The 12,851-nt window shown below is 38.0% G+C and carries 12 protein-coding genes; all 12 read right to left on the bottom strand.

Translation table 11 applies throughout. The features are described from left to right. Positions 1-303 precede the first annotated feature (303 nt). A complete protein-coding gene (spoIIQ, locus tag ABDZ84_RS14015) occupies positions 304-1,206 on the bottom strand; it encodes a stage II sporulation protein SpoIIQ (protein WP_121603951.1) in 903 nt (300 codons plus the stop codon). Between the two features lie 165 nt (positions 1,207-1,371). Further along, a complete protein-coding gene (gene spoIID / locus ABDZ84_RS14010; RefSeq protein WP_051388413.1) occupies positions 1,372-2,586 on the bottom strand; it encodes a stage II sporulation protein D in 1,215 nt (404 codons plus the stop codon). Between the two features lie 190 nt (positions 2,587-2,776). Then, on the bottom strand, positions 2,777-3,211 hold the full coding sequence (locus ABDZ84_RS14005) for a GNAT family N-acetyltransferase (RefSeq protein WP_121603952.1): 435 nt from the start codon (positions 3,209-3,211) through the stop codon (positions 2,777-2,779). 75 nt (positions 3,212-3,286) lie between these two features. Further along, entirely contained in the window at positions 3,287-4,291 is a 1,005-nt protein-coding gene (locus ABDZ84_RS14000; RefSeq protein WP_343781951.1) for an ABC transporter ATP-binding protein, read from the bottom strand. Then, positions 4,284-5,246 carry a C40 family peptidase gene (locus ABDZ84_RS13995; protein ID WP_205389105.1) on the bottom strand — a complete coding sequence of 321 codons (963 nt, stop codon included), beginning with the start codon at positions 5,244-5,246 and terminating at the stop codon, positions 4,284-4,286. The genes ABDZ84_RS14000 and ABDZ84_RS13995 overlap by 8 nt, the downstream gene beginning before the upstream one ends. Positions 5,247-5,503: 257 nt before the next feature. Further along, positions 5,504-6,421, bottom strand: a complete 918-nt coding sequence (locus ABDZ84_RS13990) for a S66 peptidase family protein (RefSeq protein WP_281949997.1) — start codon at positions 6,419-6,421, stop codon at positions 5,504-5,506. 92 nt (positions 6,422-6,513) lie between these two features. After that, positions 6,514-8,154 (bottom strand): peptide ABC transporter substrate-binding protein, encoded by a 1,641-nt coding sequence (locus tag ABDZ84_RS13985; protein WP_343781946.1) that lies wholly within the window; start codon positions 8,152-8,154, stop codon positions 6,514-6,516. Positions 8,155-8,178: 24 nt separating this feature from the next. After that, on the bottom strand, positions 8,179-9,183 hold the full coding sequence (locus ABDZ84_RS13980) for an ABC transporter ATP-binding protein (RefSeq protein WP_026682414.1): 1,005 nt from the start codon (positions 9,181-9,183) through the stop codon (positions 8,179-8,181). Positions 9,184-9,191: 8 nt separating this feature from the next. After that, complete coding sequence (locus ABDZ84_RS13975; protein WP_281949994.1) at positions 9,192-10,151, bottom strand: ABC transporter permease; 960 nt, start codon at positions 10,149-10,151, stop codon at positions 9,192-9,194. Between the two features lies 1 nt (position 10,152). Then, positions 10,153-11,085, bottom strand: coding sequence for an ABC transporter permease (locus ABDZ84_RS13970; protein ID WP_026682412.1), 933 nt, complete (start codon positions 11,083-11,085; stop codon positions 10,153-10,155). 12 nt (positions 11,086-11,097) lie between these two features. Beyond that, positions 11,098-11,922 (bottom strand): M55 family metallopeptidase, encoded by an 825-nt coding sequence (locus ABDZ84_RS13965; protein WP_026682411.1) that lies wholly within the window; start codon positions 11,920-11,922, stop codon positions 11,098-11,100. A gap of 416 nt (positions 11,923-12,338) precedes the next feature. After that, a complete protein-coding gene (locus ABDZ84_RS13960) occupies positions 12,339-12,569 on the bottom strand; it encodes a hypothetical protein (RefSeq protein WP_166530109.1) in 231 nt (76 codons plus the stop codon). Positions 12,570-12,851: the final 282 nt, after the last annotated feature.

The raw sequence follows: 12,851 nt of genomic DNA, 5'->3' as shown, positions 1-12,851 counted from the left end.
AAAGTCAACCTATTACTTATGACAAGAATTGTTGCACCTTCTCATAGCGGAGACGAATTACGTAGACTCCCCTGCGGGAATTGCGCGAGCCGAAAATCCACTTTGCAACGTGTTCTTCTTTGCAAAGTTAGTTAAGGCCGTGCCCGCGGAAAGCGAAGTAATTCGTCGGAGCATTGCCAATATACATCAAACATTTCAAAATAACTACTTGGCTTAAAGCAGTCATTGCGCTGATTTTATACTTTCTTAACTTTTAAGAAAAAACCCAGCTGTGAGAGCTGGGTTTATATGTTTACACTGTTCTTATGCACTTTCGGAAGCATCAGATGTAGCATCCGAGTCTTGCTCATTTTGTTTTTGCTCATCGTTTACATCAGATCCTGAGTCTTCCTCGTTATTCTCATCTTCCTTCGGCTGCTCTTCGGAAGTGTCATCTACCTGTTCATTTTCTTCCTGTTTACCTTCTTCATCTGCAGAATTCTCCGCATCCTCTGTAGACTCCGCTTCTTCAGAAGCTTCCTCTGTAATGCTATGAAGAGCACTAACTGGTTGATTAAAGAATGCTTCTGGATTAACTTTGTTGCCATCTTTTCTTAATTCAAAATAGACATGTGTTCCACTGTCCTTACCAAATACATTTTTACCTGCTGTACCAAGCTTATCACCCTGTTTTACTTCTGCACCTTTTTTCACACTTACTTCTTCAAGGCTAGCATAGTATGTCATTACCTCATTCTCATGTGAAAGTATGACAACATTACCAAGCAATGGGTCCTTTTTTACTTCTTGTATTGTCCCACTCAGTGCTGCAACTACATCAAATGTCTCACCATTTGCTGATGCAATATCTACACCATCACTTTGGTAGTATTTGTTGTTATACAGAATTAAAGCTTTCTCAAGTTCCTCTTGTTCTGCATCAGGATCATAAAATTTAGTTACGATTTCTGCTTCTTCTTGGTTTGTTACTGGCATTTGAATAACCTCTTGCTGATCCAAAACTGGTTCTGCTTCTTGATCATGAGATGGAATGTATTCACCATTCTCTTCCTGTGCGTCTGGAACTTGATTATCCATATTTTGATACCATACTACAACAGATAACAATACAGCGGCAATTGTTAAATAAACAGCTGGAAAAAACCACTTCTTGCGAAAAATTCGGCTCCACTTATTTTTTGAAGCACCTTTGTTTTCCTCTTTCATAAGATCATCACCTCAACAACCATTCTGATCAGAAAAAGGAATTTCTATACATTTTCAAAAAAATATTTTGAGAATTAATGCATTTTTTATAAAATAATGGGGAAATTAAATGAATTTATGAATTCATGACAACTGGAAAAATGATACATGCATAAAAACCCCCGCTTATTTTGCAACGAGGGTTGGAGCTATATTATCTACAGTACTTATTTGTACATTCTGATAATAATATTGCACAATATCTTTATATGATTTTCCGTCTTTAGCCATTCCATTTGCGCCATATTGACTCATGCCTATTCCATGGCCAAAGCCTTTCGTAGTAAAGATAAAATGATTGTTTTTTTGCTCTACCGTAAAATCACTTGATCGTAAATCTAGCTTCTCACGTATATCCCTTCCTGAGAATTTTTGTCCAGCAATTTCTATCTCCTCTACTCGTTTACTATCGGTTCGTGTTAATTGAATGGGTAACGGAGTTTTATTAGAAAAATCTAGCTCTAGTGCTTTTTCTAATTGATCAGAGGAGAATGTCTTTTGATCTAAATATTTTGGAGATTCTTTATCCCAAGGACTAGCAACACTCCTTAAATAGGGAAGTTCATTTTCCCAGTAATCCTCGGAATTCTCTGTATAACCATTACTCGTTGAAAAAAATGCGGGAGTAATTGGTGCATCTTTATACGTTAATATTTCTCCCTCTGTTTCGAGCACCGCTTTCTTTACTTTATTTATCTTCCAATTAAAGTCACTTCCCCATTGCTTTTGAAGCTGATACTCATCTTTGTATACTTGATGCTGCACCGTATCTGTAACATCTGATTTCTTTGACTCTTCCTCATTACCATGAAGCTTATAGTTTACTATATATGTTCTTGCAGCAAGAGCCTGTGCCTTCAGTGCCTCTTTCTCAAAATCTGCAGGCATCTCTGAGGCCACTACTCCAACAACATATTCTTCTAGTGGAATACCTTCTACTTTATCGGAAGCCGACCTCATTACCGATACTGAAAAGGGAGAGGAGCCTAATTCAACTTGTGCTGTAGTTTCATTCTCTGTAGGGGTAGCTCCTTCTTGCCGATCCCCCTTGGCAAATGGAACAACAATTAATGTTGGAACAACCAAAATGATTATTATTAAAGTAGACAATAGGAACATCACAGGAATTTTCCACTTTGATGGCTGCTTTGGTGGTTTTGTTAAAAAATACGGCTTTTTAGATTTAATCGGTAAGAGCTTGTTTTTAACAGGCTGCTTACTAGGAAGCTTTTTGTTTTTATACGAGGCTCGTTGCTTCTCTTTAATTTTCTTTAACAATGAAGAATTACGCTTCTTCCAATCTTTCAGCCCGCTCTTTTGTTGGTATTGGCTTTTTTTCATTACCTTCCCCCTTCCAAGTCATTTAATCTAGCATTCCTACTATTAAATCTATACACCGAATGAAAACAATAGAACCTAAAAATAAAAAACCTGAGACGCTCTCAAGTTTTCCAATAATTCTAATTATTGATAAATACCTTCTCCTTACCTATACATTAATATAACTAGGTAATTCCATTAGTTATGTTTCTCAGAATGACGATTTAAAGACATAGCTTACTTTTTCATAGTTCATTATGTTTTCATAAAATCGATGGGCAGCATCCCTTTGAATACCTGATGATAAAGCAATTGTTTTGTATTTATTTTCTTTAGCCCATTGATGAACATACGTGAGTAATTTCTCCCCATATCCCATTGATCGTTTATCATCATCAACAACCAAATCACAAATCCAGACGAATTTTCCGTAATATAACGTGATCATTGGCTTGAATCCGATAACTCCAACTATCTTTCCTAGCTCAAGTAATGCCATCAATTTATAGTGATCATATTTCATGGCGTCTATAACTAAGCTTTTATATGTCTGCTCATCTAGATGTGTTCTTAATTGTTTCATTATGGGATATGCTTCCATAATTTCAGTAGTTGTATTTAGTTCCTTCACACTTATTGAATTCATTCTTCAACTCCTAATTCTATGACCTAAATAAAGTAGGGTCTTGCTGCCGTTTATATGTGGGATAAAACGATTCCATTAGTTTCTGATTAAGCTCTTAACAGGTTCTTTATTTTCCACTGTTTCATCATATAAGTGACATGCTACATAGTGATCTTGTGTTACTTCTTGCCAAGCTGGCTTGGTCTTGGAACAAATCTCCATTGCCATTGGGCAACGCGTTCGAAAAACACAACCAGATGGAGGATTAATCGGGCTCGGCAACTCACCTTTTAAAATGATCCGCTCTCTTGCTTCTTCAATATCCGGATCCGGAATGGGAATTGCTGAAAGCAGTGCTTTCGTGTAGGGGTGAAGTGGATCATCATACAATGTTGTACTTTCTGTGAGCTCTACTAAATGACCTAAATACATCACTCCAATTCGGTCAGAAATTTGCTTTACCATAGATAAATCATGAGCAATAAATAAGAAGGTTAATCCTTTTTGAATCTGCAACGCTTTTAATAAATTTACCACTTGCGCTTGTACAGATACATCCAATGCAGAAATCGGTTCATCGGCAATAATAAAATCTGGTTCCAGTACTAATGCACGTGCAATTCCAATGCGCTGGCGCTGGCCACCACTAAATTCATGAGGATAACGATTTGCATGATCTCGATTAAGTCCCACCTCTTCCAAAAGTTGATAAACCCTGTTTAGTTGCTCCTTTTTATCTCTATATATGTTGTGTATTTCCATTGGTTCGGAAATTACTTCTTTAACAGTAGACCTGGGATTTAGTGAAGCGTAAGGATCCTGAAATATCATCTGCATACGACGGTAAAATTGAAATCTATCTTTCTCATTCAAGTCATGTACATTCCTACCATCATATAAAACATCTCCATCTGTCTTATCATATAGTCCAAGAATTGTACGACCAATCGTAGATTTCCCACAGCCTGACTCACCAACAAGACCGAATGTCTCTCCTCTTTTCACGTTAAATGTAACATCATTTACCGCTTGGAGAACTTGACCTTTTCCAACTGTAAAATGCTTCTTTAGGTGAAGTACTTCTAATATCTTGTCATCCATTATGATTCTCCTCAGTGTTGAGCCAATACCGCCTAGCAGTACATAACTCCTTCTCATATTTTGTGTCTTTAATCGCTATTATCTCAGTACCTTTGCCAGTTTGTGGAGAATGCAGCATTTTCCCATCTCCGTAATATATTCCAACATGGTGAATCGTACCGCTTCCTTCTTGATATGCAAAAAATAGTAAATCTCCTGGTTGTAGTTCGTCCACTCTAACTTCTATTCCATCATTAGCCTGATCTCCAGCATCTCTAGCAATTAAATAGCCATTGGCTTTGTGTGCAGCATATGCTAGACCAGAGCAATCATAGCCAAATGAACTCATACCGCCCCAGAAATAATTTAATCCTGTATAAGCTTCTACTGCTTTAACAATCGATTTTCCTGTCCCTTGTTCCAATCCATCAGATGTAGAAAAAATATGAACATCACTTAAATCTAGATAACCCTTTCCATGAGGCGTTTGCACTTGTACACGATCTTCATACACATCATGTACCGGTAAAGTGGTTAAATAGCTTAATTTAAAATCATGATTTTTGCCCTCATATGTTAGCCATGACTTATCCTTTATTACCATAGCTCTCTTTTTTTGATCCCATAGCGATCTGTCAACTTGTTTTAGTTGATGAATAGGAACCCAACCAGGATAACCCCTTTTATCTTTATAAGATGGTTGAGAAGGAATTACAACATGTGCCCATTCTCCTTTTATTTCTGTAACATAAACTTGTTCACCATACAATACTTGTGTCTGCACACGATTGTCCTCACATAAGGCAAGTTTATCCTCATAACTAAGCGTCTCTATCCATCTATCAATATCCGTCGGTGTACTTATTCCAAATGTATCAATCTCTCTACTAGAATCTGGCGAAGTCCAGACAGTTGCTACTTGAACAGATGCAACCCATTGGAACGCATCAATTTGATCAAACGTTTGTTTAGGCAAGCAAAGCGCCCCCTTTCTCTTATTTTGATAATTCCATTTGTACATATAGATAATTCATTGCTACCAAACCTGTAAAGTCCCCATGTAATCTATTGTATTGAATGATAGGTTAGCCTTCCTATTGATTTCTTTTCTCTTATAAAAGCGTTAAAATTATTTTTTGTTACATTGGTTGGCTCTAAATGAGCTACGCTACAGCTGTATATCAGGTTTAGTTTCTAGCCTATTTCAAAACCAACATTCCATTTTCCTTTTCACTATTGTACACCAGGTTTGGCAATAAGCTTTTTATCATATGAGGAAAGACACGCTTCTACCCCTAATGGAATAGCGATATGAGGCATACAATGACCAATTTTAAATCCCGAAATAACTGGAATATCTAATTTTCTAAAATAATCGTCAAACACCTTATCTAGAGGCAGTGATGGTGTTACTTTTGGCTTGGCATCAGCAAAATCACCTAAAATAATGCCTGCTGCTGATTCTAACTTTCCAGCAAGCTTCAATTGATTAAGCATGCTATCTATCCTATAGGGCTCTTCCCCTATATCCTCTAATAATAACAATCGATTCGTAGTATCAATCTCAAACGGTGTTCCCAGCGAGCTTACTAATAGTGAAAGATTCCCTCCTACCAATTCACCATTTGCATTCCCTTCAGCAATAACATGCAATGGGGATATTTCCTCTGTATACGTATAAGTAGTTGGCTGAAAAAGCTGTTCAAACATACGTGCAGACAGATAATCAAAATCGTCATTCCCGATATCGGAGGCAAGCATCGGACCATGAAATGTGATTAGTCCTGTACGCTGTCGTATTGCAGTATGTAAATAAGTTATATCACTATACCCCCAGAATATTTTTGGTTGCTTTTTGATACAAGCAAAATCAATGTATGGTGTTATACGTGCACAACCATACCCCCCTCTTGCGAAAACAATAGCTTTAATAGCAGGGTTCGTAATCATATCCTGTAAATCTTCAAGCCGTTCACTATCTGTTCCTGCTAAATAACCGTTGCGCTTATCTATATGTTTCCCCAACTGCACACAAAGTCCCATATTTAAAAAAAAGGATATAGCTTTTTGTAAACGAGTTCGATCAGGAGGCCCAGCCGGTGCAATCACACCAATCGTATCTCCTTTCTTCAACCTTGGAGGGTGAATCATGAGCAAACCTTCTTTCTGTTCATCATGTTCTCTGGGTAAAAAAGGAAAGGGCTCAAATACAATCTAATCTGTAATTGAGCCTTCCTTATGGCTTACTGCTTATCTGTATGTTTTAACTCAAGATAACCGACCGGATGGCGCAAAAGGTTGGAGACACCTTCTTGAACAACTTCTACTTGATTATAGTAGCGAATCGGAAATGCTGGCATTTCTTCTGCCAAAAGCTTCTCAGCTTTATACATATATTCCCAACGCTTTTCTTCGTCAGTTTCAGACTTAGCATTTTCAATTAATTCATCGTACTTTTCGCTAGACCAGCCAGTTCGATTCATATACGATCCTGTAATAAAGCTTTCTAAAAAATTTACTGGATCTGCATAATCAAATAAGAAGGAGCTACGAGATAGTTGGTGCTTTAATGCCTTTTGATCTTCTTGGAATACATTCCATTCTGTGTTTTCTAAATTCACTTCAACACCAAGGTTTTCACTAAACATACCTTGAAGTGACTCTGCTACTGCCTTATTTACGTCACTTGTGTTATAAGACAAGGTAACCTTTGGAAGCTCATCATATCCTTCTTCTTCCATACCTTCTTCAAGTAATTTCTTTGCCTCTTCTGGATCAAACGTTACCAATTCACCATTTACGTCACGGAAATCGTCTCCCGACGGATTTTGAAAGCCTGGCGATACAAATCCATATGCCGGTTTTACTTTATTTTTGACTACAAACTCAGCAATATTCTGACGGTTAACCGCCATCGCAAACGCTTTACGGATCTTTGCATTTTGGAAAGGCTCTTCGGTTACATTGAATCGATAAAAATCCAATCCACCTTGTTCTTCTATTTGGACATTATCTCCGTCAATAAGTTGATCAGACATCTCTGCTGGAATATCAGCTGAATCTAACTCACCACGCTCAAACATCTGGTATTCCGTATTCGTATCATTAACCATTGCCCAATGTACACCATCCAGCTTCACTGCCTCTGCATCCCAATATTCTTCGTTTTTCTTAAATACCATTTCGCTATCATGTTTCCATGACTCTAATTTAAATGGGCCATTTGCAACGAAAGATTCTGCTTCTGCATGCCATTCTGGATTTTCCTCCGCCACTTTGTGATTCACCGGAAAGAAAGCCGGGTTAGTAACAACATGCAGGAAATAACCCGTTGGATTTTCCAATTCTACTTCAAATGTCCTTTCATCAACAGCCGTTAATCCAAGATCATCAGCAGAACCTTCTCCGTTATTAAACGCCTCTCCACCTTTTATAAAGTATCCTAAAAAGGCTGCGGAAGAACCAGTTTCAGGATCTAGAAGCCTTTTCCAAGCATAAACAAAATCCTGTGCTACAACTGGATCACCATTAGACCAATTTGCATTCTCGCGTAAATAAAAGGTATATGTCTTTCCATCTTCCGATATATCCCATTTTTCAGCGATAGCTGCTTGAGGTGTATGATCCTCTCCTAATCGTGTTAATCCCTCTAATAAGTTATTTAAAGCATTCCAAGATACTGCATCAAACCCGATTGCTGGATCAAATGATGTTGGCTCTTCCCCATTATTCAGTTGCAATATTTTCTCTCCTGTTGCCTCTTCCGTACCCTCTCCTTCTCCATCACTCTCTGGTTCTTTTCCAGCATCCTCATTCGCTGTACAAGCTGATAGTACAAAAGTGATAATAATCGTAGCTACTAATAATAGCCATTTCTTTGTCATGCTAAAGTCCCCCTTCTCGTGATATTATTTTTCGGCTGATGTAGCCAATAGCTGTTTTGCCCGATCATCCTGCATCCAGCAGTCCACTTTATGAGAATCGCTTCGTTCAGTCGTCACGGGATAAACTTTATCGCACACCTCCATCGCTAAAGGACATCTTGCTGTAAATGGACATCCTTGTGGGGGTGAGAATAAATCAGGTGGTGTACCATCAATTGGAGTCAATTTCTCTCCCTGTAAATCTAATCGTGGGACCGAATGCAATAAGCCCTTTGTATATGGATGCTGTGTCTGATAAAAAATCTCACGTTTTGTACCAACCTCAATGATTTTTCCAGCATACATAACGGCTATACGATCAGCAATTTTAGCAACAACCCCTAAATCATGTGTAATAAGTATGATCGAAACTCCAGTTACTTCCTGAATTTCATTAAACAGTTCAAGAATTTGAGCCTGAATTGTTACATCTAAAGCAGTCGTTGGCTCATCTGCAATCAGTAATTCTGGTTTACAGATTAAAGCCATCGCAATAACAATTCGTTGTCGCATCCCACCACTAAATTGATGGGGATATTGCTTCAACCGCTCTGCTGGATTCGGAATACCCACTAAGTTCATCATTTCTATCGCTTTAGATTTAGCCTGATCTCCTGTTATTTGTTGATGCTGTTGTAATCCTTCCATTAATTGTGTGCCTATAGTGAGTGTAGGATTAAGCGCAGTCATTGGGTCTTGGAATATCATAGAGATATCTACCCCACGGATTGATCTCATCTCTTTTTCAGAAAGCGTTGTTAGTTCCTTATTTTTAAAAATAATGGACCCGTTTGAAATCTTTCCTGGTGGTTCAGGTATGAGTCGCATAATGGCATTAGAGGTTACACTTTTCCCACACCCAGATTCACCAACAATAGCCAGGGTTTCACCTTTATTTAAATAAAAATTAACTCCCCTTACTGCCTTAACAGTCCCACCGTAAGTTGAAAATGTTACATGAAGGTCTTTTACTTCTAGTATTTTGTCCATCTGTTCACCTACTTCCTAAGCTTCGGATCAAGTGCATCCTGAAGACCATCACCTAATACATTAAACGCAAACATCGTAAACGAAATGAAAAATGCAGGAAAAAACAATGTCCACCAGTTTCCAGATAGAATCGCACCTAATGAATCGTTAGCCATTACTCCCCAGCTGGCAAAGGGTGCTTGGATACCTAGCCCTAAAAAGCTTAAGAAAGCTTCTGCGAAAATTGCGCTAGGAACAGTCAGAGTCATTTGTACAATAATTGGGCCCATCGTATTGGGTAATAAATTTTTCCGAATAATTCGAGGTGTCTTCGCCCCAAATGATTTGGATGCGAGGACAAATTCAAAGTTCTTAATCTGTAATACTTGGCCCCGGACAATCCTTGCCATTCCAACCCATCCAGTAACGGTTAAGGCAATTATTATTGTGCTTAAGCTTGGGCCAAGTACAACCAATAGTAAAATAACAACTAATAAGTAAGGTAGACCGTACAATACCTCAATAATTCGCATCATAATGTTATCCGTTCGACCACCTTTATAACCAGCTATTCCACCATATAAAATGCCGATGGAGAAATCGATTAAGGCAGCCATTAATCCGACAAACAAGGAGATTCTTGCACCATACCACGTTCTGGTAAATACATCTCTACCTGCATTATCTGTCCCAAACCAGTGGTCTGCTGAAGGCGGTTGGTATTGATTTGGTAAATCTTGTTTATTCACATCATAAGGTGAAATCAAAGGGCCGAATATTGAAAAAATTACGAGTACAATTAAGAAAATTAAACCTGCCATAGCTAGTCTATTTTTAACTAGACGCTTCCATGCATCCTGCCAATAGGATAACGATGGTCGGGCAACAGCTTCTGCAACTTGATTATCTTTTTCCTTCCAATTAAACCAATCATCTGGTATGTCTGTAGGAGAATAGAAATGTTTCGAGGGTTTGTCTTTTAATTTCATACTATTCTCCTCCCTTTTTATGTAACTTAATTCGCGGATCAAGAATACCGTACGCAAGGTCAACAAGGAAAAGCATGATAATTAAGAATGCACTATAAAATACGGTAGTCCCCATTATTACTGGATAATCTCGTTGATTAATGCTTTCAACAAAATATTTCCCCATGCCTGGAACTGCAAATATTTTTTCAATCACAAAGGTACCCGTTAATATTCCAGCAAGCAAAGTCCCCATAATGGTAACAACTGGCATTAACGCATTTTTTAATGCATGCTTGATAACGATTTTCCAAGGAGAAAGTCCTTTAGCCCGCGCCATTTTTATGTAGTCCTGTGTCAATACCTCTAGCATTGTAGATCTTGTCAAACGTGCTATGATAGCCATTGGACCAGTCGCTAACGCCGTTACTGGTAAGATCATATGTGCTGGACTTAGCCATCTTGCTACTGGGAATAGTTCATAGTTTACTGCTAGTTGTTGTATTAACAATGTTGCTAATACAAAATTCGGAATCGAAATACCCAGAACTGCAAATCCCATTGCCATGTAGTCGATTACTTTATTATGTTTGAGTGCTGCAAATATCCCTAGAGTGACTCCAGAAATAACAGCAACAATAATGGTAATAATCCCCAATTCAAATGAGATTGGAAAACCACGACCTAACATATCATTTACTGTCTGCGAAGGTTGCTTAATGGATGGACCAAAATCAAACGTTACAATTGATTTTAAGTATAGAAAATACTGTATAACATAAGGTTCATCTAAATTATAATGAGCCTCTAAGTTTGCCTGTACCGCTTCGTTTGTTCCTCTTTCACTATTAAAAGGGGAGCCAGGAATTGAAACCATTAGAATAAACGTTAATGTAACAATAATCCAAAGTGTTATCACCATGATAAGTAGCCTTTTTAGTATGTATCGTAGCATGCTTTTTCCTCCCTATGAAAATTTTGTGTTCATAGCGAGCTCCGTCATAACAAGCATCGCTTGATACGCTTCTAATATGTCTTTTGCCTGAAAAGATACAACGGTAGATTCAGGCAGTATTTGCGTTCCAGGCATTAAATTTGCCCATTCCGCCTGACCATAATTGTTAAATTCTATCTTTAATATTGGTTGTTTTGGAGGTATTAATGGCTTTACTTGATTTCGATTAGTAATGGCGTGTTTTACTTTCATTGTTAGAAGTTCACCAGCTTTTTTGGGTGTTAAACTTTTAACGGCAGACCTAGATATGGTTTCCTTTACTGTTGCAGTTGTAACATTGGGAATCAGCTCCTGTGCTTCCCTAACTGCCTGGTCATCCCCCGCTACAAAAATTATTGGGACTTGATAATAACCTGCTAAATAGGCATTTAATCCCATTTCCCCAATCGGATGATCATTAATATAAAAATTACGTACAGCATGGATCATTGCATGTGACATAACGCCAAACTGACCTGCTCGAGCATGATATCCGACAAACATTGCTCCATCATATGTATTATCTAATCCTTGCATCATGGAAAAAGGCTTTACATCACCTGTAATTAATTGAGCGTCTGGATGTAATTGGTCTATAAGTATATTATTCATTTTAGAATGACTATCATTTATTAAAATTTCTCTGCAACCTGTTTGAAATGCCGCTTCAATCACATAATTGGTTTCATCTGTCATGATTTTCCTAGCTCTATCATAGTTATGCTCATTAGAATCCACATAGGTATAATCAGGTAAACCTGTTATTCCTTCCATATCAACCGACACATATAATTTCATGATGAGTACTCCTTTTAGGTCTTTTTCAGTATTAGTAATTTTCTTTCAATTCTAACATACAGTTAATAAAATGAAAAGTCGAAATATAACGAACACAAAGAAGGTAAACGCTCTTAGGATCCTCTATTAGTAGTACTTCAACTATTGATTTATGTTACGTTTCTTCGCTCATACATTCTTTTAAATAGTAGGCAAAAGATTAGCGTAAGGAAGTGCCAAGAATAGGAAAAGGCTTGGACAAAACACAACTTCTTTACTCAAAATACGAATAATCATGTTATATTTATAAAGTGGGAGCAGTACAAGTTATATACGGGGGAAATTAGACAATAAGAAAAACGGAGCAAAATTCGCTCAGTCCTTATCACTACATGCTCAGATTTACGCTTCCTCTAGTAGCTATTATGGAATAATAGCTACTGCTTGACCACAACTCCGGCTGCCCACTTCCCTTTCCGTGGGGTTTGTCCTTCAGCTAACTTTTTTAGCAAAACCCGCTCAAAAAAGTGGATCTTCAGGTCAAACATTTCCCACAGGAGTTGAAGTGGCCGGCCTTCGCTATTATCAGGCTCTACAACGCTAGCATGAAGTAACACAGCTGCTTTTATACTCACGGATAACGATTTTCGCTTTACCCATTGTAACAAAAGTCAACCTATTACTTATGACAAGAATTGTTGCACCTTCTCATAGCGGAGACGAATTACGTAGACTCCTGCGGGAATTGCGCGAGCCGAAAATCCACTTTGCAACGTGTTCTTCTTTGCAAAGTTAGTTGAGGCCGTGCCCGCGGAAAGCGAAGTAATTAGTCGGGGCATTGCCAATATACATCAAACATTTCAAAATAACTACCTGGCTTAACGCAGTCATTGCACTGATTTTATACTTTCTTAACTTAGAACAAAAGCGCAAGCGCCCGATTAGAAACG

Source organism: Virgibacillus salarius (assembly GCF_039521925.1).
Taxonomy (GTDB): domain Bacteria; phylum Bacillota; class Bacilli; order Bacillales; family Amphibacillaceae; genus Virgibacillus; species Virgibacillus salarius.
The sequence above is the reverse complement of the archived record's forward strand: the minus strand, read 5'-3'. Positions and strand labels throughout refer to the sequence as shown.